This is a genomic window from Moraxella porci DSM 25326 (genome assembly GCF_002014855.1).
GTDB classification, from domain to species: Bacteria; Pseudomonadota; Gammaproteobacteria; order Pseudomonadales; family Moraxellaceae; genus Moraxella; species Moraxella porci.
The window spans coordinates 257,169-279,586 of sequence record NZ_MUYV01000001.1 but is presented as its reverse complement, the minus strand read 5'-3'; the positions used below and the strand labels follow the sequence as shown (position 1 = coordinate 279,586).

The 22,418-nt window shown below is 46.2% G+C and carries 20 protein-coding genes; 13 read left to right on the top strand and 7 right to left on the bottom strand.

Going from position 1 to position 22,418, the window contains the following annotated elements; genetic code table 11:
* Positions 1-15 precede the first annotated feature (15 nt).
* The 5 genes from B0681_RS01350 to pheA form a co-directional block, all read right to left on the bottom strand.
* Positions 16-447 carry a 2-amino-4-hydroxy-6-hydroxymethyldihydropteridine diphosphokinase gene (locus B0681_RS01350; protein ID WP_078316945.1) on the bottom strand — a complete coding sequence of 144 codons (432 nt, stop codon included), beginning with the start codon at positions 445-447 and terminating at the stop codon, positions 16-18.
* Positions 444-803 carry a dihydroneopterin aldolase gene (folB, locus tag B0681_RS01345; RefSeq protein WP_078316944.1) on the bottom strand — a complete coding sequence of 120 codons (360 nt, stop codon included), beginning with the start codon at positions 801-803 and terminating at the stop codon, positions 444-446. The genes B0681_RS01350 and folB overlap by 4 nt, the downstream gene beginning before the upstream one ends.
* A gap of 23 nt (positions 804-826) precedes the next feature.
* The gene (gene rarD / locus B0681_RS01340) at positions 827-1,720 is read right to left on the bottom strand and encodes an EamA family transporter RarD (protein ID WP_078316943.1); all 894 of its coding nucleotides are present in this window, start codon (positions 1,718-1,720) and stop codon (positions 827-829) included.
* A gap of 110 nt (positions 1,721-1,830) precedes the next feature.
* Positions 1,831-4,134, bottom strand: a complete 2,304-nt coding sequence (locus B0681_RS01335) for a bifunctional prephenate dehydrogenase/3-phosphoshikimate 1-carboxyvinyltransferase (protein ID WP_078316942.1) — start codon at positions 4,132-4,134, stop codon at positions 1,831-1,833.
* Positions 4,135-4,218: 84 nt separating this feature from the next.
* On the bottom strand, positions 4,219-5,328 hold the full coding sequence (pheA, locus tag B0681_RS01330) for a prephenate dehydratase (protein ID WP_078316941.1): 1,110 nt from the start codon (positions 5,326-5,328) through the stop codon (positions 4,219-4,221).
* 269 nt (positions 5,329-5,597) lie between these two features.
* Between pheA and B0681_RS01325 the strand changes: the two genes are divergently transcribed.
* From B0681_RS01325 to B0681_RS01275, 11 genes are all read left to right on the top strand, one after another.
* A complete protein-coding gene (locus B0681_RS01325; RefSeq protein WP_078316940.1) occupies positions 5,598-6,512 on the top strand; it encodes a transaldolase in 915 nt (304 codons plus the stop codon).
* Positions 6,513-6,625: 113 nt separating this feature from the next.
* Complete coding sequence (locus tag B0681_RS01320; RefSeq protein ID WP_078316939.1) at positions 6,626-7,003, top strand: hypothetical protein; 378 nt, start codon at positions 6,626-6,628, stop codon at positions 7,001-7,003.
* 122 nt (positions 7,004-7,125) lie between these two features.
* The gene (gene rd / locus B0681_RS01315) at positions 7,126-7,290 is read left to right on the top strand and encodes a rubredoxin (protein WP_078253585.1); all 165 of its coding nucleotides are present in this window, start codon (positions 7,126-7,128) and stop codon (positions 7,288-7,290) included.
* Between the two features lie 9 nt (positions 7,291-7,299).
* On the top strand, positions 7,300-8,304 hold the full coding sequence (locus tag B0681_RS01310) for an alpha/beta fold hydrolase (RefSeq protein ID WP_078316938.1): 1,005 nt from the start codon (positions 7,300-7,302) through the stop codon (positions 8,302-8,304).
* 138 nt (positions 8,305-8,442) lie between these two features.
* Positions 8,443-9,075: a fumarylacetoacetate hydrolase family protein gene (locus tag B0681_RS01305; RefSeq protein ID WP_078316937.1), complete on the top strand. Its 633-nt coding sequence runs from the start codon at positions 8,443-8,445 to the stop codon at positions 9,073-9,075.
* Between the two features lie 256 nt (positions 9,076-9,331).
* Positions 9,332-10,888 carry an ABC transporter substrate-binding protein gene (locus tag B0681_RS01300; protein WP_078316936.1) on the top strand — a complete coding sequence of 519 codons (1,557 nt, stop codon included), beginning with the start codon at positions 9,332-9,334 and terminating at the stop codon, positions 10,886-10,888.
* A gap of 95 nt (positions 10,889-10,983) precedes the next feature.
* Complete coding sequence (locus B0681_RS01295) at positions 10,984-11,919, top strand: ABC transporter permease (protein WP_078317213.1); 936 nt, start codon at positions 10,984-10,986, stop codon at positions 11,917-11,919.
* Positions 11,920-11,963: 44 nt separating this feature from the next.
* Positions 11,964-12,764: an ABC transporter permease gene (locus B0681_RS01290; RefSeq protein WP_228143819.1), complete on the top strand. Its 801-nt coding sequence runs from the start codon at positions 11,964-11,966 to the stop codon at positions 12,762-12,764.
* Positions 12,765-12,867: 103 nt separating this feature from the next.
* On the top strand, positions 12,868-14,193 hold the full coding sequence (locus B0681_RS01285) for an ABC transporter ATP-binding protein (RefSeq protein ID WP_211271483.1): 1,326 nt from the start codon (positions 12,868-12,870) through the stop codon (positions 14,191-14,193).
* Positions 14,194-14,537: 344 nt separating this feature from the next.
* Positions 14,538-15,815, top strand: a complete 1,278-nt coding sequence (gene purD / locus B0681_RS01280; protein ID WP_078316934.1) for a phosphoribosylamine--glycine ligase — start codon at positions 14,538-14,540, stop codon at positions 15,813-15,815.
* Between the two features lie 140 nt (positions 15,816-15,955).
* On the top strand, positions 15,956-17,320 hold the full coding sequence (locus tag B0681_RS01275; RefSeq protein ID WP_078316933.1) for an ABC1 kinase family protein: 1,365 nt from the start codon (positions 15,956-15,958) through the stop codon (positions 17,318-17,320).
* Positions 17,321-17,364: 44 nt separating this feature from the next.
* On the opposite strand, the gene B0681_RS01270 is transcribed toward B0681_RS01275, so the two are convergent.
* Together B0681_RS01270 and B0681_RS01265 are read right to left on the bottom strand one after the other, a co-directional pair.
* Positions 17,365-18,588 carry a TIGR03862 family flavoprotein gene (locus B0681_RS01270; protein ID WP_078316932.1) on the bottom strand — a complete coding sequence of 408 codons (1,224 nt, stop codon included), beginning with the start codon at positions 18,586-18,588 and terminating at the stop codon, positions 17,365-17,367.
* Between the two features lie 41 nt (positions 18,589-18,629).
* Positions 18,630-19,304 (bottom strand): class I SAM-dependent methyltransferase, encoded by a 675-nt coding sequence (locus tag B0681_RS01265; RefSeq protein ID WP_078316931.1) that lies wholly within the window; start codon positions 19,302-19,304, stop codon positions 18,630-18,632.
* A 173-nt stretch (positions 19,305-19,477) separates the two neighbouring features.
* Here B0681_RS01265 and dnaQ point away from each other — a divergent pair, with 173 nt between their 5' ends.
* Together dnaQ and nudC are read left to right on the top strand one after the other, a co-directional pair.
* On the top strand, positions 19,478-21,532 hold the full coding sequence (gene dnaQ, locus B0681_RS10595) for a DNA polymerase III subunit epsilon (protein ID WP_078316930.1): 2,055 nt from the start codon (positions 19,478-19,480) through the stop codon (positions 21,530-21,532).
* Positions 21,529-22,392, top strand: coding sequence for an NAD(+) diphosphatase (nudC, locus tag B0681_RS01255; RefSeq protein WP_078316929.1), 864 nt, complete (start codon positions 21,529-21,531; stop codon positions 22,390-22,392). The genes dnaQ and nudC overlap by 4 nt, the downstream gene beginning before the upstream one ends.
* Positions 22,393-22,418 lie beyond the last annotated feature (26 nt).

Here is a 22,418-nt window from a genome sequence, read left to right as displayed (position 1 = left end):
TACACCAATGACCGATCAATCGGTCAAATCCAACAAAAAAGCTGCCACTTGTCGCACCCCTTGCATATCATGAGACTTTAAAGGTAGGCGTGATGGATTCATCCGCCACTGCCCATCGATAGACACCGCCAAAATATCCAAATCCATCGCCACTTCATAGTCATACTCGGCACATTTTTTGGTAGGATCGCGACCACAAGCCTGCTCAATCTGCTTAAGCGTAGTTTCTATGTCTGTATATTGCATAGACTTTGTCAGTGCTATGTGTGCTACAGCATTATGATACACTCGCTGACTACGCCCTGTAAAATCACTCCCAGTCACAAGCTCCGATAATCGCATCTCGCCAAATTTCTGAAGCTTGGACACTGCACAAGCAAAAGCCGTATCCGCCTGATGATTACTCCCCAAGGCGATCACCAAATGATCAACTTGCCCATCCGTCATACAGATGCCCTGCGTACGATTTTGACACCGACGCTTTTGGCTGCCTTGATGGCGTTCGGTTTATGGATGGTGAGCGTAATTTGGCTACAGGGATAATGAGTTAGGATATGTTCAGCAATCTTATCTGCCAATGTTTCAAGCAGTTCAGCCTGAATCTCGTGGCACAGTCGCTCGATGTCTTCGCTGACCGTTTTATAATTAATCACGTGTGCCACATCATCATCCTTGATGGCACGACTCATATCACACACCATCTCTGCATCAAAAATCAGCTGCTGCTTAATCGCACGCTCCCACGAATACACGCCAATCAGCGTATTTACCTCCAAGCCTTGGATAAAGACAATATCGCCCATAATGGTTTTCCAATGATAACTAATTAATTAGATTTTCTTTTTAATATATCAATACTAAAAATCGCCAAAGCTGTCCAAATCAATCCAAAGACGATGATATTTTGGAGACTAAATGGCTCTTTGTACAAAAACACCGCAAGCAAAAATACTATGCTTGGCGTTAAATAACCCATAAAACTCAATAAAGTAAAACTCACCATTTTGGTGGATTTATTATAAAGCAATAATGGAATCAGCGTGATTGGGCCTGACAGCATTAATAGCCAAATATCCGATGACAACCACAAATCAAGGCTTGAACTTGCCACGCCTGCTTGTGATAGCCACAAAAGACACAATGGTAATAGCAATGCCGTCTCAAGAAATAAGCCATCAATCGCATCAAACGGTGTCTGCCGCTGAATTATCCCATAAACGCTAAAACTCAGTGCCAATAGCAAACTCACCCACGGCAGACCGCCTAGCCACACCACTTGTATGCCGACAGCAATAGCGGCAAGTAGCACTGCGATTTTTTGTAAGCTTCTGAGTTTTTCTTTTAGAAATACTAAAGATAATGCCACACCCATTAATGGATTGATAAAATAACCGAGACTTGCCTCAAGCACCTGATTATGGGTCACCGCCCAGACATAAGTCAGCCAGTTGGTGCCAATGAGCAGTGCTGCAATAAAGGTAATCCCAAGCCATTTGGGCTGATGACGAATCACACCAAGCCAAGCTGTACGACGACTAAGCATCAGCACAATCAGTAGCAGTACAAACGTCCAGACCACTCGATGCACGATGACTTCGATGGCATCATAATGGCTTAACTCTTTAAAATATAAGGGGAAATTTCCCCATAACAAAAAAGCCACCAAAGCGGTGATGATGCCTTGGGTGGTGGTCTTGACCGTTTTGGTTGGCTGATTCACGATGTATTTTCCTTATTGACTCATCACCATTTGGCGATACAAACAGTGATGAATTCATGGGTCAATCATCAAGCACAAATCATATCTCAATGAATGAAATATAAAGAGAATTATTTCACATCAATGCTTAGGCCGACCGAATTGGCAAGTTCGGCAAAGTTTGGAAAACTGGTATTGACCGTCTCAGTACCTTGGATGATGATCTCATCAGATGCACGAGCTGACGCCACCGCAAAGCTCATGGCGATACGATGGTCATGATGTGACTCAATCACACCACCGCCAAAGATGGCATTACGCTCGCCTGCCACACCACGACCTTGGATGATGATGCCATCTTCTAGGACGGTTGATTCTACGCCCAAAGTCGCCAAACCATCTGCCATCACTGCAATACGGTCAGATTCTTTGACTCTGAGCTCTTTGGCGCCAGTCAGTTTGGTTGTACCTGTGGCACAGCTGGCTGCAACAAACAGCACAGGAAACTCATCAATCGCTAGTGGCACGAGATGCTCAGGAATATCAATGCCGTGCAAATCTGATGGCTTAACGGTGATATCAGCGATTGGCTCACCACCGACGATGGTTTCGTTGGTCACAGTGATGTCAGCACCCATCAGCTTTAGAATATCAATCACACCAGTACGAGTTGGATTCATGCCGACTTTTTGGATGGTCAAGCCTTCACCACCACCTATTGCACCCAGCACCATAAAAAATGCCGCACTTGAGATATCAGCAGGTACGATGATATCCGTCGCCGTCAAGCGTCCGCCACCTGTCACCGTGATGACATTACCATCAGTGTGTACAGGATAACCAAAGGCGTTCAGCATACGCTCGGTATGGTCACGGCTAACTTCAGGCTCACGGATGGTGGTCGTGCCATTTGCCCAAAGTGATGCCAAAATCAAGCATGACTTAATCTGTGCTGATGCCACAGGCAAGGTATAATCAATCGCTGTCAATGACTGCGAACCTGTGATTGATAGCGGTGCTGTACCTTTTTCGCCCGTCGATTGGATCACGGCACCCATCTCACGCAGTGGCTTTGCGACACGCTCCATCGGACGCTTAGATAGGCTAACATCCCCAGTCATGACACTGTCAAAGCGTTGAGCAGACAAAATCCCTGCCAACAGACGCATACTTGTGCCTGAATTACCCATATACAACGGCTCTTTTGGTGCTTGTAAGCCATCGATACCCACACCATGAATGGTGACTTTATCGCCATCTCGTTCGATTTTGACACCCATATCAGCAAATGCCTGCAACGTCGCCAGCGCATCTTCACCTTGCAAAAAACCGCTCACATGAGTCACGCCATCGGCAAGCGAGCCAAACATGATACTGCGATGTGAAATAGATTTATCCCCTGGTACGGTGATGGTACCTGCAATGTGGTTTTGGGGGCGGATATGGTAGCTTTGACTCATAATCGTGTCCTTGATGGCATCGGTTGTGATGATGCTATTGGGTTTGTGTGTGGATTTTTTGGCAAGCATATGCCCAAAATGACGGCGTGCATGGCGAGAGGTCGCCAGCCAATCAAGTAATTTTTCTGAATTTTGTGTCTCGATAATTTCTTTAAATTCATTCAGATGTTGTTGAAACTCATCTAGAGAGTTAAGCAGTGCTGATTTATTGGCGATAAAAATATCATGCCACATCACAGGATGACTGGCGGCAATGCGACTAAAGTCACGAAAGCCCCCTGCAGCATAACGAAAAATATCCAAATTATCATCATGGCTTGCCAGCTGATGCGTCAGGCTAAACGCCAATAAATGCGGCAAATGACTGGTATAAGCCAAAATCTCATCATGACGCTTGGCATCCATCTCGATGACATCAGCACCCACACCCTGCCATAGCTGACGCAGTTTGGCAAGCCGTGTCAAATCCGTACTGTCCGTCGGGCATAATATCAGCTTATGCTGTACAAACAGCTCGCCATTTCTGGCATGAAAGCCTGAGTTCTCAGCACCTGCAATCGGATGCCCACCGATAAAATGATGATGGTCGCCAAAAACTTCATCAGCAAGCGCTGCAACACTTTGCTTAGTGCTACCAACATCACTGATTAGGCAGTCTGCATCCAAGACACCTGCATCCATCGCCGATTTAAGCGAGTGCATTACAGATGCCATCGCCTTGACAGGTACAGCAATCACCACGATATCCGCACCCTTGACAGCTTCGCCAATCTGAGTACTGCCATCAGCAATCACACCGGCATTGATGGCATCCTTGATGCTTGTGGCGTTGGTGTCCATTGCGGTGATTTTACCGACAAGCGGTGTGCTGCGACGCTGATTGGCATTATGCACCGCTTGCACCAGCGACGCACCAATCAGCCCAAGCCCAATCACGCACAGATGGGCAAATAACGGCTTTGTCATCTCATCCATTGGTGATATTTCCCGATTTGACTGATGATAATTTGCATTAAAATAATCACTCAATTCTTAACAAAAGCTAAGAGATATCATCAATTATAATACGGCTTTTGGATAAGAACCCAACACTCGCAAATCCTTGACCAATGGGCGAATATCTTCGATAGCAGCAGCCACATGATCATCACTGATATGGCCATTCATGTCAATAAAGAACACATAAGCCCATTTGTTCGGACGCTCTGGACGAGTCTCGATACTGGTCATCGATACACCATGACGACGCAGCGGCTCAAGAATCTCAATCAGCGCACCCGCTTTATCAGGACTTGAGACCATGATGGATGTCTTATCCGCACCAGATGCACCGACATCTTCACGACCAATGATCAAAAATCTCGTGGTGTTATTTGGATTATCTTCGATATTTTCGTGCAGCTTGTGTAGGCCGTATTCTGCCACAGCCACATCCCCTGCAATAGCAGCTGAATGCCATTCATTTTGGATACGGCGAGCCGCTTCGCCATTACTTGATACAGCGATACGCTCCACACTTGGGAAATTGACATCCAGCCAATGACGGCATTGTGCCAAAGCTTGTTGATGTGCATAGATACAGCTTAGATTTTTGACTTTGGTGTGTTCAGCGACCAAAAAATTATGATGGATAGGTAGCTCCACTTCACCGATGATTTTTAGGCTAGAGCCAAGGAATGCATCTAAGGTATGATTGACCACGCCTTCTGATGAGTTCTCAACTGGCACGACGCCGTACATCGCACTGCCCGATTCAACTTCACGAAACACATCCGTGATGGTGGCAAGTGATACGGTGGTCGCCGCCTTACCAAAATGCTTCAGTGCTGCTGCGTGAGTGAATGTACCCACAGGTCCTAGATACGCCACTTTTTGCGGTGCTTCCAGCTCAAGGCATACCGACATGATTTCACGGAATAAGCGAGCCATCTTTTCGCCTGATAATGGGCCTTCGTTACGCGCCATCACCGCTTTTAGCACTTGAGCTTCACGCTCAGGACGATAAAAAATCGGATGATCTTCATGGTTCTTTTTAGCGATGGCGACTTTTTGGGCGACTTTTGCACGCTCATTGATCAAGGTTTGAATTTGTTCGTCGATGCTATCAATTTGATTGCGGTAGCTTTTGATTTCGTCTGTATTAATCGGCAAGGTTGGCGTTTCGCTCATGACAGCTTCCTTTTTAAATCAACATAAATATGTCAATGATACACGATTTTTATGTTTTGGTGTAGTGATTTTGGCAAACTTTCTTTTATAATCGTTTTAGCCGATACGACCGCGTTCTACTGCGATACAAAGACATTATTCAATCGATTGATATAAGAAAATTCAATCGATTGATATAAGAAATAGATGACTCATCACATCAAAACCAGTAGCGAAAATCGCCCAAATGTGCTACTTTTAACCCACCTTTAGACTATTGAGATTTTTTTATGAACAGCTTAGAACAATTATCACAGCTCACCACCATCGTCGCCGATACCGGTGATCTATCTGCCATTGCTCGCCTAAAGCCTGTCGATGCCACCACCAACCCAAGCCTGATTACCGCTGCCTTTGCCAGTGGCGAACATGATGAATTATTAAGCCAAATCAAAGGCTTGGATACCGATACCGCCATCGATACGCTGACCGTGGCACTAGGTCATCAAATCAGCACTCTGATCCAAGGCCGTGTCTCTACCGAAGTGGATGCGCGCCTATCGTTTGACACCGATGCCACCATCGCCAAAGCTTATGACTATATCGATCGCTATGCCAAACTTGGCGTCGATAAAGAGCGAGTACTGATCAAAATCGCATCAACTTGGCAAGGTATCAAAGCCGCCGAACAGCTTGAAAAACAAGGCATCCACTGCAACCTAACTCTGCTATTTACTGATGCACAAGCCCGTGCGTGTGCGGATGCTGGCGTGACTTTGATTTCGCCATTTGTCGGTCGCATCACCGATTGGCAAAAAGCACACGAAAACCGCCAAGACATCGCCATCGGTGAGGATATGGGCGTAAACTCTGTGAAGTCGATTTATCAATTTTATAAATCACACGGCTACCACACCCAAGTGATGGGGGCAAGCTTTCGCAGTATCGAACAAATCATCGCGTTGGCAGGTTGTGATTTATTGACCATCTCACCTGCCCTGCTGGATGAATTGGCAAACAGTCAGCTACCTGTCACAAGACAGCTTATCCAAAATAGTGAAATCAGCAGCAAGCCAACACCGCTGAGCCAAGCTGACTTTGAGCAAGCCCAAGAGTCGCATCCGCTAAACTCCCTACTGATTAAGGGGATTGATGGCTTTGTCACCGCTCGTGAAAAATTGGTCGAGCAATTGGCAGGTTTATAAATCAAGCCAATTTCAGAACCGTTTGTGCTAACTAGTGCAAGCGGTTTTTTTCTTGATTTGAAAAATATTTAATGATACTATCTTAATTATTTAGTCATCATAAGGAAATTATCATGCTAAAACCCACTATCATGGTACTTGCATTATTAACCGCCACTAGTCCTGCTTTGGCAAAAGCACAAAAGTTGCCGTTTGTTGGCACGAAGTATTTTAATATTGCAGGCGGTATGGATACTTGGGAAAGCATTACCATCACAAAAAAGGGTAATGTGACTGTTAAAGCTGAAGCTGGGTCATCAATCACGCTTTATAAAGGAAAATATAAAAATCTACTACCAATGGAAGGCGGTGAGTATTATTACCAAATTAAGGGTAATACAATCCGTATGCTAGATAAGAACAAAAAATTAGATTATTCTTGTGAGTATTCAGTAAATCGAGTAAATCCAGATAGTTCAGCGTGCGTTCTCACACTGTCAAACTTTGATTAACTTTTAAAATTCAAAAATTTTACTTGCAAAATTTCGATACATCTGTAAACTAATCATCTGATGATTGTTACCCAACATTGTGCCAGTCCAAGATTGGCACAATCAAGGCACTAAGGTGAATTATGAAAAAATATCAATGTATCGTCTGCGGCTGGATTTATGACGAAGAGCTTGGCTGCCCAGAAGAAGGTCTTGCCCCCGGCACTCGCTGGGAAGACATTCCTGAAGACTGGCTATGCCCTGAGTGCGGTGTCGGTAAAGCCGACTTTGAAATGGTCGAAATCTAATCAATCGCCATGATTCGCGAAACACCTTTTCACACACAGCCAAGTGCCGTACCCGACGGTTGGCAGAAATTCGGTGATATCCATTGGTATCCATCGGATCTCTCCGAGCATCTGTATCAGGCCATCATTGATATCGGTGATGGCATACAGCTGTGTGTCGAGGCTGGGGGCAATCCCGAGCATCCGCCGATGATTTTTGTGACTGGGCTTGGTTCGCAGATGCTGTTTTGGTCGGACAGTTTTCTAAAGCTATTTATCGATGCAGGTTTTTTTGTGATTCGCTTTGACAACCGAGATACGGGACTATCAAGCAAAATCCAAATCGATGGCCTACCACGGCTCAATAAGCTCAAAATGATGCTCAAGGTGCAAGCAGGTCTATCCAATAAAGGTGAGCAAGTACCCTATACACTCACCGACATGGCAGAAGATGTCGCACGACTGATTAAGACCATGCATCTATCTGAAGTCAATCTCATCGGTGCATCAATGGGCGGTATGATTGCCCAAATCGTCGCTGCTCGCTACCCAAAATACATCAAAAATCTCACCCTGCTATTTTCGACTGCCAACCGTGCGTTTTTGCGACCGCCCAATCCCAAGCAGTTCATGACCTTTGTGCGTCGCCCTGAGAGTCATTCGGAGCGTGATATGGTGCGTCATAGCGTGTGGTTCATGACAGCAGTCGGCTCACCAGGGCATCTTGATATCAAAGGCACGCGCGCCATCGCTGAGAAACGCTATCAACGCAATTTCCATCCACTTGGTGTGGCACAGCAATTGACCGCAATTTTGGCATCAGGGTCGATTTTGAAATTCACCAAACAAATCCGAGCCAATACCTTGGTGATTCATGGCGATAAAGATGGCTTGGTCGCGCCAAGTCATGGTAAGTTTCTTGCCAAAGTCATCCCAAATGCTCGCTTTGTGCTGGTCAGTGGCATGGGGCATGATTTGCCTGCTTATTATCACCCCTATCTTGCCACGCTGATTAGCAATCATTGCAAATCCTAAACCAATGCTCAAGCATGGCTTGACCCTATCTCACCCATCATCCATCGGCATTGATTTGATGGGGTAAAATTTGTTATGATGCCATCAGTTTTATACTGTTAATGACATTTATGTCAATCATGGTAATAAGGATAGGCGATGAAATCACTGATGTTTAAAGACGGTCACAGTGCCACTGTGGGCAATATCTACTGTATCGGTCGCAGTTATGCTGAGCATATCAGCGAGCTTGGCAATACACCAACGGGCGAGCCTGTGGTATTTATGAAACCCACTACTGCATTGACCCAAGATACCACACTCACCCTACCAAGCTTTAGTGATGATGTGCATCATGAAGTTGAGCTTGTGGTCTATATCGGTCGTGATATCCGCGATGACGAAGAGCCAAGCCTTGATGCCATCACAGGCTATGGCGTCGGGCTTGATCTGACCGCTCGCGATGTCCAAGCCAATCTCAAGGCCAAAGGTCTGCCTTGGACGCTTGCCAAAGGCTTTCGTGATGGCGCTTGGCTATCACCTTTGACGCATGGCACACCGCCTGTTTGCCAGGTTTTCTTATCGGTCAATGGTGAGATTCGCCAAGATGACAGTACGGATAAGATGCTGTTTGATGTGCTTTATCAGTTAAAGTATTTACATAAACATTTTGGCTTGCGTGCTGGTGATTTGATTTATACAGGCACACCAAAAGGCGTAGGCAAGCTGTCATCAGGTGATCAGCTTGTGACGAAGCTCAATGATGATGAGTACAACATCAGTATCATCTAACTTTATGCTGATTGGCTGGTGATAATAGCTTAATACCAGTGAGATTATTGTGTGGCTTAGCTTATTTTATATAGGCTAAGCCATAATTTTTGTCACGATTTTACTGTTACATTCTTAGAAATGATAGATTCTTAGAAATATCATAATTCAAATATCAATCCAATGATCGGTCTTCTCATTTTCGTACAGCTATTGTATTTTATCTTGTTATGTAATAACATAGCCTAATTTTGAATGACATATTTTTGGATTCATCATGAAACTCAAGCAAACCATACCCATCGGCTCACTTGTTGCCATCCTTGCTCTAACTGCGTGTAGCACCGACGATCAACCCAAGGCCAATCATGGCGCACTTAGCGTGAACGATAAAACGCTTACGGTCGTTACCCCTTGGGAGATTACCAATACTGATCCTAGCACATCAGGCTTCATCTATCAACGCATGGGCATTGGTGAAACGCTGGTGGATGTGGACGATGCAGGGGTAATTGTCCCCGCTCTAGCACAGACATGGAAAACCACCGATAACGGCAAAACATGGGTGTTTACTCTGCGTGATGATGTCAAATTTCATGATGGAACGCCGATGACAGCCAAAGAAGTGGTCAACAGTCTAACGCTTGCCCTAAACAAGCCCACCGCACTAAAAAGCGCCAATATTAAGCTAATCAAGGCAATCGATGACAAAACAGTAGAGTTTCAACTTGCCGAGCCTTTGTCCACCTTGCCATCTTATTTGGCACACGCCACTGCCATTATCCTGGCTTCAGCATCCTTTGATGATAAAGGGCAAGCCATCAAAATCATCGGCACAGGGGCGTATCAAGCCGACAAGGTTGAGCCGCCACAAAAAATTGAGCAGTCAGCTTATGCCAACTATTGGGGTCAAAAAGCCCATATCGCACGCATAAACTACCTTGCCAACTCTCGCAGCGAGACTCGAGCTTTGCTCGTTGAAAGTGGTGATGATCATTTGGTGTACACCCTTGATAGCGCCAGCCTAAAACGCCTACAAAACAACAGCGACCTGCAAGTAGCAACCCAGACGCTCGCTCGCACCATAACTATTAAGATGAACATTGCCAACCCACTCTTTGCCGATAAGACCACCCGTCAAGCACTATCCGATGCCATAGACCGTGATGCTATTGCCAAATCGGTGCTGCGCATTGGGAATGCAGGGGCATATGAGCTGCTACCGCCCATGTTTGGTGGTTGGCAGGTTGGCGTGGCAAAATCTACCCCTGATTATCCCGCCATTAAAGCCAAATTACTTGCCAATGGCTTTGATGAAACAGCGGATGGCATGTTACAAAAGGATGGTAAGCCAGTTATCATATCACTCATTACATTCTCTGACCGCCCAGAGCTGCCGCTGATCGCCACCGCCCTACAAGACCAATGGCGTAAAATCGGCGTGGATTTACAAGTCAATATCACCAATTCATCAGAAATTCCAAAAGCTCATCAAGATGGCACTTTACAAATGGCTCTGTACGCTCGTAACTACGGTAATACCCCAGACCCATTGGCTTCACTTCAAGAAGACCTAAACCCACAAGGCAGTGATTGGGGCGTGATGAACTACCACAACCCTGCACTCACTCAAGCCTTGCATGATATCGCCACCATCACCGATGATGCTAAGCGAGATGAGCTTAAAAAGCAAGTTGCCACCATTTTGGTAGATGAGCGTCCGCTTATCCCTATCGTGTACTATCATCAAAGTGCATCCGCTCATAAAACCTTACAAGGCTTGAGCCTTGATCCTTTTGAGCGTAAATACAACCTCAACCAACTAAAATGGTAACACGCCACAAAACCCAAACAGCGGCACACCATCGCTCTGATTTGGTTTTGACTTTTTATGCGCTTCATGCTTTAGTTTATGGTAAATACAGTATTATGCTAAAACCAGTCACATCACGGCTTATCCAGCTTTTATTGGTCATCTGGTCGGTCGGCACCTTGACCTTTATTCTTATGCGAAGCCTACCAGGGGACATGGCATATCGTATTGCTGCGTCTCGCTATGGCTACGATCAAGTCACTGCAAGCTCTGCCAACCAAGTGAGAGCTGAGCTGGGACTTGATTTGCCATGGTATGAGCAGTATGTAGCATGGTTTGGCGACCTGCTCCGCTTGGATTTGGGAAATTCGCTCGTCAGCGGGGAAAGCGTATGGCATGAATTGGCTCATCAGTTCGGGCATACTCTGTCACTGGCTTTTGTGGCTTTGATCATCTCGCTCATCATCGCACCACCGATAGGCGTACTCGCCGCGCTAAGACCCGATGGCGTCTTTGACCGTTTCACCTTGTTCATCGCCACAATACTTCGCTCTGCCCCTGCTTTTATTACTGGCGTATTGCTTATCACCATTTTTGCAGTACACTTAAAATGGCTGCCTGCCATCGGCTATGGCAAGCCGATCCACTATATCCTGCCTGCTCTCACGCTTGCCTTGGGTCTGTCGGCTGTTTCCATTCGAGTCAGTCGTAATGCCGCAGTGACGGTGCTTGATTCTGCATTTTATGAATTTGCCAAATTAAAAGGGCTAAGTTCTTGGCAAGCATTTAGACGACATGGCGTGCGTAACATTGCCATTCCCATTGTCGCCTATCATGGCGTACAGCTCATCTATCTCATTGAAGGAGTGGTGATCGTGGAGAGTCTATTTGCATGGCCTGGTATCGGTCATGCTCTAGTTCATGCCATCATCGCCAGAGACATACCGATGATACAAGGCTCAGCTTTGGTTATGGGCGGGCTGTTCGTGATGCTAAATACCATCTTAGATGTCATCAATCGCTACATCGACCCTCGTTATGAGATTCACTAAGTTTATCAGCCTTTGCCAAAGATTGTTATCCATTTGCCCATATTATGATGAAATACCTAAAAAACTTAACCGCTGCCCAACTGATCGGACTGATCATTTTGCTGATGCTACTTGGCTTTGCCTATGGCAGTCTGCTCATACGCCCCTATGACATCGCAATGCAAAATCTTGATATTGTCTTGTCAACACCCTCTAAAGCGCATCCCTTTGGCACTGATCATCTGGGGCGTGATATGATGGCACGGCTGGCGTCCGCCATTCGCCTGTCTTTTTCGCTCATCATCGGCTCGGTGGGAGTTTCGCTCGTCTTTGGGCTGTTGTTTGGCTTGCTAGCAGGGATTTTTGGTGGGATTTTGGATAAGCTTTTTAACTTTATTTGCGATTGTATCATGGCGCTGCCAGGCTTGCTTTTTATCCTGCTCTTTGCATCCATCGCCCCTAATAGCTTTTGGTCACTGTATCTGGGTGTGTCACTTGTGATGTGGGTAGAGTTTTTTAAGATGACTCGTGCGATGAGCCTAAACCTACGCAAATCTAGCGAAGTACAAGCCAGCACACTCATGGACATGGGTCTGTGGTACATCATCAAACGCCACTACCTGCCAAAACTGGCTCCTGTTATGTGGACGCTCTCAGCATTTGGAGCTGGCAATGCGGTGCTTGCTCTAGCAACACTAGGCTTTATCAATGTTGGTCTCAAACCGCCCACTGCCGAACTGGGTCTTATGATGACTGAGTTATTTCCGTATTATTATGAAGCGCCTTTGATATTCTTTTTGCCGATTATTACCGTGTTTTTACTCGTGCTATCTTTTCAATTATTATCAGGCAAACAGGTCGATTAATCATGCAAAATATCTTAATTCAAATCAATGACTTGTCCATCCATACCACAGACGGTACTACTTTGGTTGAACCCATTAGCTTGAGTATAAAAACGGCCAAAATTTGACCATTTTGGGTGAGACAGGTTCAGGCAAAAGCCTGCTGGCACAAGCCATCATGGGGGCATTACCCAATGGCTTGATAGTCAAAGGACAAATCATCATCAATGGCAAGATGCTCCATGATGGCCAAGACAAACTTGATGAACGCCGATTTGCCAAGCTATGGGGGCGTGATTTGACCATGCTACCCCAAGAGCCAGTGCGTTCGCTTAATCCTACCATGACAGTGTTTCGCCAAATTTGGGAGAGTCTGCACTTTGTCAAACGAGCCGATAACACCACCGCCAAAGCAGCTGCCCTGCACGCCTTAAAACAACTCTCCCTAGATCAGGCCAAAGACCAATACCCTCATCAACTATCAGGAGGCATGGCACAGCGCGCGTCCTTTGCATCTGCTACCGTGAGCGGAGCGTACATGGTTATTGCCGATGAGCCCACCAAAGGGCTTGACCACACCAATAAAATAGCCGTCGCGGATATGCTCGCTCAAGTCGCTAAACAAGGCGGTTGTCTTTTGACCATTACCCATGACATCAAAGTTGCCAACCACTTAAGTGGCGATGGCGATTTGATTATGGTTATGAAAAAAGGCAAGTTGTTAGAGCAAGGGCAAGCCACCGATATCCTACAAAACCCCAAGTCCGACTACGCCAAAGAACTGATCAGTGCCAATCCTGCCACATGGACAAAAACAAACATCTCGCCTATCGATACCCCTCTTTTGACATTAAAAGATGTGGCCATCAGTCGTGGTAATAAAGAGTTATTTAGTGGGCTGAACATCACGCTCCATGCAGGGCAAGCGGTCGGACTCATTGGCGATAGCGGCATCGGCAAAAGTTCGCTTGGGGACGCCATTTGCGGCCTGATCACACCTTCCAATGGGGTGATGACATGGCACACCAAACCCAAACGCCACCAAGTGCTAAAACTCTACCAAGATCCGCCATCGGCTTTTGTTGAGCATATCAAACTTGGCACACTCATTGATGATGTGGTCAAACGCCACAACCTTGACAAAAGCCAAATAACACCGCTTATGAAAGCCTTACAGCTACATCCTGAGCTACTAGATCGGACAAGTGAGAGTGTCTCTGGCGGTGAGCTACAGCGCATTGCCATCATGAGAGCTCTTATGATGAGGCCTGTGCTACTATTCGCCGATGAAGTCACCAACCGCCTTGATCCCATTACCCAAAAAACCACGCTAGACTTACTCACGGATGCCTGTCGTACCCAAAAATGCACGCTTGTCATGGTCAGCCACGACCATGATTTAACCAGACATTATTGTGATACTGTCGTGAACTTGGCAGATTATACATAAATTGACTAATGCATCATTTGCAGCGATGGTATTAAGATGGTTTTATCAAAATTAACACTCATGATAAACCAAAAAAACCGTACTAAATTGGGTAAAATATTTCAAATACAAACTCATTAAAGCTGTGGCAAAGGCTGTTAAATCAACAATGATGTGTTTTTTAATAAATGCCAGTTTAAATCAACAATGGCACACCATTTAATTCGCTTAAGTGATTGAGAAATGATGTAAGATCCCAGCCTTATCTACCACAACTCTTAAAAAACCCATTTATTTTTCGCCAAATTCCAAAAATTTTGTTAAAATAACACCATTGATTTAGTTTCTTTGTTCTAAGGATTATCATGAATATTTTAGTACTAGGTACAGGCGGTCGTGAGCACGCTTTGGCTTGGGCTTGTGCCAAAGATACACGCGTTAAGACAGTCTATGTCGCTCGTGGCAATGCAGGTACCAACACCGAAGATAAGCTTGTCAATGTCGATTTGGATGTTGCCAATCATGCGGCGGTGGTTGAATTTTGCCAAGCTAATGACATCGCATTTGTGGTGGTTGGTCCTGAAGCACCATTGGTCGCAGGTGTTGTAGATGATTTGCGTGCGGCAAATATCGGTGTCTGGGGCCCGACCAAATACTGTGCACAGCTTGAAGGTTCAAAAGCCTTTGCCAAAGACTTTATGCAAAAACATGGCATCCCAACCGCTTTTTATGAAGTTTTCACCGAGATTAAGCCTGCTAAAGCCTTTGTTGCAAAAAATGGTGCGCCAATTGTCATCAAAGCCGATGGCCTAGCCGCAGGTAAAGGCGTCATCGTCGCCATGAGCGAGCAAGAAGCTTATGATGCCATCGACGATATGCTGTCGGGTAATAAATTTGGCGATGCAGGCAGCCGTGTGGTGATTGAGCAGTTTTTGGCAGGTGAAGAAGCCTCATTCATCTGTATGATTGATGGTGATAACATCTTGCCGATGGCAACGAGCCAAGACCACAAGCGCATCTTTGAAGGCGATACAGGTGCCAATACTGGCGGTATGGGTGCCTATAGCCCTGCCCCTGTGGTGACTGATGAAGTGCATCATAAGGTCATCGAGCGAGTCATCCGCCCTGTGGTCGATGCGATGAAAGCGAACGGCACGCCTTATACTGGATTTTTGTACGCAGGTTTGATGATCAATGATCAAAATGACCCTTATGTGATTGAGTTCAACTGCCGATTTGGCGATCCTGAGACACAACCAATCATGATGCGTCTAGAAAGCTCATTGGTTGAGCTGATTGAAGCAGGTCTAAAAGGCAATTTGCCTGCGACTGCCAATTGGTCAAAACAAGTGGCACTAGGTGTCGTTTTGGCAAGCCGTGGCTACCCTGAGAGCAGCTCAAAAGGCGATGTCATCACAGGGCTTGACAATGGCACAAATACCCTAAAAGTCTTCCATGCTGGCACCAAACAACAAGGCGATGATATCGTGACCGACGGTGGTCGTGTACTGTGCGTGACGGCACTGGCTGACACCATCAAAGATGCACAAGCCAAAGCGCTACAGGCCATTGATGGCATCAACTTTGATGGTATGCAATACCGCCGTGATATCGGCTGGCGTGCGGTTGATAAAGGGTTCTGATTCAAACCATATCAAAGGGATAAAGTGATTGGCTTTATCCCTTTTTATAGTCCAAAAATCACAATCTTAGCCAATCATAGCGACAAAGGTGAATTTTTGCTATAATAAGCCATCATTTTTATTATCAATTAAATCATCGCATGACTCAGCCAATCGATAAGCTAAAAACCACACCTCTATCTCGTCGCCTATCCATCGCCAAAACTTCGCTCAATATCGGTAAGAATTGGGCAAAATCCAGTGTCGGCAGCCTGTTTATGAGTCAAGAACAGCGAGCCAATGCCAAACACGCCCTACTCCAAGAACAGGCGGATTATTTGGTGAGCGAGCTTGGCAAACTCAAAGGCTCAGTGGTCAAGGTGGGTCAGATGCTTGCATTATATGGCGAACATTTTTTGCCGCCGCAGGTGCTTGATGCACTACACACACTTGATGCCAACACCACGCCGCTATCTTGGCATATCATCTACGATGCACTAAAAGCCGAGCTTGGTGAGCGTGTGACGGATTTTGAAATCGATCGCACACCGATTGGCACAGCGAGTCTTGCCCAAGTGCATAAAGCCGTGCACAAATATTCTGGCCGTGAAGTCGTGCTAAAAGTGCAATACCCTGGGGTTGCATCATCCATTGATGCTGACTTATCCATCTTTAAGCATCTATTAAAAATTACCAATGCCGTGCCACAGACTAAAGCACTCGACGCATGGTTTGAAGAGATTGGCGAGCTGTTGCATCGTGAAGTAGATTATACCCTAGAAGCGAACACCACCAAGCGATTTGCAGGCTATCTTGCGGATGATCCACGCTATGTCGTGCCGACAATTTATGACAATTACAGTACGCCACGCTTGATCTGCATGAGTTTTGAGCATGGCGTATCGCTCAATGATGATACGCTAAAACAACTGCCCCAAGATCGCAAAAATGCCTTAGGTCAAGCCGCCATCGAAGTGGTCATCCGTGAGTTATTCGAGTGGGGTGAGATGCAGACCGACCCGAATTTTGGGAATTATTTGGTGCGATTTGAAGATGGCATTGATAAGCTTATCTTATTGGATTTTGGTGCGATTAAGCAGTTTGATCAGCATCTACTTAGTATTGCTCGTGGGCTTTTGACAGCAGGCTATCACCATGATCAAGCACTGATGATGGATGCGATGACTGGCTATGATTTTTTTGACAGACTTAGCGGTAAGCCAAAATCTGACATGGCAACAGTCTTTTTGATGGCGTGTGAGCCATTCGCCAAGGCAGCAGCACTGAATCAATCCGCTGGCGGTCAGCATCCACACCTAGATAGTCATGATCGCTACATTTGGGCTGGCAGTGATTTGTACGCCCGAGTGATGAACAAAGCCAAAGAAGGAATGCAGTCATTGGAATTTAGTCTGCCACCAAAAGAGATGATGTTTATCAGCCGTAAATTTATCGGTGCCTATGCACTGCTCGTGGCGCTCGATGCACGCACCGATAGTGAAGGCTTGGTTGGGAAGTTTGTCTAAGTTGCAAAATGGCTGATATCGTTCAGCCATTTTTTGTGTGAGTCTTAGTTATTTTGTAATGCATCTAGATGTTTTACAACACCCATCGCAGCCGCTCGACCTGTGGCAAAACACGCCGTTAATAAATAACCCCCTGTTGGTGTATCCCAATCCAGCATCTCGCCACAGCAAAACACGCCTGCATGAGCACGCAGCTGCAGGTCCTCATCTACCGCCATACGCTTAATACCACCACCCGTACTGATGGCTTCATCCATCGGGCGAAATCCCGTGCACTCAATCGCAAGCGCCTTGATATGCTTTGCCATGATTGATAAGTCAGACCAGTCGGTTTTATTGGTGCATTCTCTTAATAACGCAATTTTGACAGCGTCGAGTCCAAGTTTCTTGAGTAGGGTATTGAGCGATTGTTTCTTATTTTTGGTTAAGTTTTTATAAATAAAATCTGCTGATTTATCAGGTAATAAATCCAAGTATAGAGTGAATGTTTGATGCTCATCCATCGCTTGCCGCATGGCAAGGTTTAGCTTATAAATCAGCCCACTTTCTAGCCCATAATGACTGATCACGATATCGCCTTGATGGCCGATATCATCACCCACCCATGCACGCACACGCTTGATGGCTTGACCATACAGTGGTGTCATAAATGGCGACCAAGCACGCAGCACCCCGACATTACTGGCATAAAGCGGTGTTAGCTCATCAGCTTCCAGCCATCTTTGCCAAGCACCATCACTGCCCAGATATGCATAAGAGCCACCACCACACGCCAATATCACCGCATCAAACGCTTGGCTAAACTTATCGATGATATTGCCTTTATTATCCAATACCTCAAAGCCAAGCACTCGATTATCCATCGTAATACAGCGATGGCAATAGTGAAATTTTACTTGATGATCATGCAGCCGATTTAGCCATGCGCGCACAAGCTTGGATGCTTTCATCTCAACAGGAAATATCCGCCCTGTCGAGCCGACATAGCTATCAATACCAAGTGATGTCATCCATGCTCGGATATCATCAGCACCAAATGCCTGCACATAAGGCATCAGCCAATCCGATGGCGTGTATCGTGTCACAAAATCCACCATCGGCTCATTGTGTGAGATATTCAGCCCTGTTTTGCCCGCCATCAAAATCTTGCGTGCAGCGGTGGGTTTTTGGTCAAATACATGGATGTCGATATCATAAGCCGACAGCACTTCTGCCGCCATCAGCCCTGCCGCCCCTGCACCGATAATCGCCACACTTGACTTGGTCATGATACTTCCAGTTGTTTAATATTACTAATTTATAAAGCTACTTATAATGACACCGCAGGCACATCATCAAAGCGAGTGATATAGCCATTGGGCTTTGTGATAATAATCTCTTGGCATAGCTCATCTCGCGCCAGATATTTAATCTCAAAATGCGTACGAGCCGATGATTTATCGATGGTCTGTTTAACATACGGCAACTGCCATACAGCATCCAGCAATTCGACCGCTTCATCGATATAATCACTGATATTACTGGCTAAAGTAATCGTTGCACCCGCTTTCATACGAGATAATAAAAACTCAAAAAACGGCATATTTAGCCACCGCTGATTTTTGTTATGCGGTTCGGGATTGGGATATAGGATAAACACACCGTCTAGCGAACCAGGCTGAATAAAATGCACACTAAACGCAATCGCATCAGCATGGATATTGATAAGATTATCTAATGAACTGGATAGGCTTAATTTGTCAAATGCCGTGAACTTTTCGCTGGTACGCTCAACAGCGATCAATTGCTTATCAGGATGATTGCTTGCAAATAACATGGCGTGCCTGCCCTTGCCCGCGCCGATTTCTAGATATAAAGGCGTGGCGGATGATTGCCATGCACGGATTTTATCTGCATCTTGTGATGACACCGTCTTTGGTGCGTGCAGATGGTTTGGATGAAATAATCTGGTAAACTGATGACTTGAAATCATGGCTTGGGTCATGGTGCTGTATTGTGATCTGAAAATTAATCATTATAACACATTCACCCATCCAAATATCCACAGACTCATACCAATCTTACACAAACTGCCCGCTGATATTTTGGTGTATAAATTCGCATAAACTGGCACAATGCTTTATAATAGACAGCAAATTTTTATCAAAAAAAGCAATTATGACTTATCCAATCATTGCATATACTGATGGCGCTTGTAAAGGTAATGGACAGTCCGCCATCTCCCCTGGTGGCTATGGTGTACATCTACAATATGACACGGGCGATGTGCGAAACCTATGGGGCGGTGAGCCGAACACCACCAATAACCGCATGGAGCTGATGGCAGCCATCACTGCACTACAAAGCACGCCTGCACATCTGCCGATACAGATTTGGACGGATTCAGGCTATGTCAAAGATGGCATCACCAAATGGATTACTGGCTGGAAAAATCGTGGCTGGAAAAAATCTGACGGCAAACCTGTGCTAAATCTTGAGCTGTGGCAGCAGCTCGATGCACTCACCCAAAACCGCCAAATCGACTGGCAATGGGTGAAGGGTCATGCAGGACACGCAGGTAATGAGATGGCGGATAAGCTTGCCAATCTGGGCGTGGATGATCAGGGGGATGAATGGATTGCTGCATCAGCACAAGCGCCATCAGATGCGCCAATGCCCAATGATCAGCCGCCAACGCTCGTACCTGCTGAGCCAAAAATAATGCAATATAACAACCAACAAAATCCTGACTATGATGGCGATACCAGCCGCGTCAATCCAGATTTTTGGCCGATCCTGCCAAAGCCTGTCAATCGCGGCACCCCCAAACGCCAAATCATCTTAGATACCGAAACCACAGGCATTGATCCGTATAAAGGAGAGCGTATCGTTGAGATCGGTGCGATCGAGATGATCGACCGCCGATTGACTGGTAATATTTTACATGTCTATCTCAATCCCCAAAAAATCATGGAAGATGAGGTGATGCGCATTCATGGCATCAGCAATGAGTTTGTACAGAGTCAGCCTGTGTTCGCCGATGTGGCGCAGTTTGTTTATGATTTTTTGATAGACAGTGAAATTATCGCTCACAATGCTGCTTTTGACATGCGTTTTTTGCAGGCCGAATTTGACCGCGTCGGCTTGACGGATTTTAGTGACCGCGTGCGCGTGACAGACACATTGGCCATCGCCAAACAGCTGTATCCCGACCAAAGAAACTCATTGGATGCCTTGGTAAGGCGATTGGGCGTCGGTCAAAAAGACCGTACTTTTCATGGCGCTTTGTTGGACTCTGAGATCTTAACTGAAGTGTATTTGGCGATGACTGGTGGCCAGATGGATTTGACAGAGGCTGCTTTTGATGTGCAGATTGGCACAGACCACACCAATGATCAGATCAGTGCAGCCCAAGACCACTTAAGAGCCGAACCCACGCGCACCACCGCCCCAAAAATCGGTGAGTATAACAGCCAACAAAATCCTGACTATGACGGCGATACCAGTCGCGTCAATCCAGATTTTTGGCCGATTTTGCCACAGCCCATCAATCGCGGTGCCACCGAGCGACAGCTGATTATGGATACTGAGACCACAGGATTTGATGCCCAAGGCGGTGATCGCATCGTGGAGGTGGGGATAGTAGAGCTGGTGGGTCGTAAATTCACTGGCAATATCCTGCATGTCTATCTAAATCCAGAAAAAACAATGGATGATGAGGTCATTCGCGTACACGGGATCAGCAATGCCTTTGTATCAGATAAGCCAAAATTTGCCGAGGTGGCGCAGCTGATTTATGAATTCATGGCTGACAGCGAGATCATCGCCCATAATGCCAATTTCGATATGAATTTCTTAAACATGGAATTTGATCGTGCTGGCTTGCCAGATTTTAGTGAGCGCGTACAAGTGACCGACTCATTGGCCATCGCCAAACAGCTGTACCCTGGCCAAAAAAACACCTTGGATGCTTTGGTGAAGCGACTGGGTGTCGGCAAAAAAGATCGTACCTTTCACGGCGCTTTATTAGACTCAGAGATCCTAGCTGAAGTCTATTTGGCGATGACTGGTGGCCAGATCGCCATGGCCATTGATGATCATGATGGCTCAAACAACGACACCAATGCTCAAGGTGGCCAGTTTTTGAATCTGTCACAATACGCAAGCTTGATTCAGCCATCGGTGTCTGATGCCGATGCCGATGCTCTTTGGCGCACGCAGGTGCTGTCATGAGCGTTAAAATTTGGGTGGTCTGTGATGATGGCGTCTTAATCGATGATCACTCGATGCCTTTTGTGATTACGCTTGATGAAGCACCAACTCAGGCGGTATCTCTTGGCTTTACTGAGACGCACGATGGTCACTGTGTGGCGTTAGTCAAGGATCATACGCTGCCTGCCACACACGCCATCAGTAGCACCGATGCTATCAGCTTAAAGCTAATTTTCCCTTATGGTCAAGGCTATGATGCTAAAGATGCCAAAAATCTGCGCCTGTTAAGCTTTCGTGAATTGATTAATACTAGCACTGCATCAACCATCAGTCTTTTGAGCCGAGCCATCATGCTCATCCGCTGGCATCAAGATCATCGCTTTTGTAGTCGCTGCGGCACGCGAACTGTGCTACACAGCGGCGGTGAACATGCCATGATCTGCCCAGCCTGTCGTCATCGTGCTTATCCTCGAGTGCAGCCATGCATCATCATCGCCATCACACGCCGACATCCCAAGACTGGTAACCCTCAGATCCTGCTGGCGCGTCATCACCGTCATAAAAGCGGCGTGCATGGCTTGATCGCAGGTTTTGTCGAGGCAGGTGAGACACTGGAGATGGCAGCACATCGCGAGGCACTAGAAGAGGTGGGTGTGAGTATTACTGATCTTAAGTACTTTGGCAGTCAGTCATGGCCATATCCGAGCAATTTGATGGCTGGATTCATCGCCACCCATGCACACGGTGATATTAAGATTGAGCCTAATGAATTGGCATCAGCGAACTTTTTTGACATCAATGCCCTGCCAGCCATCCCAGCTGCAGGCACCATCGCCCATCAGCTGATTGAAGCAGTGGTGCAACAAGGAGATCTGGCGTGATCACTTATCAACCCTCGACCTCTACG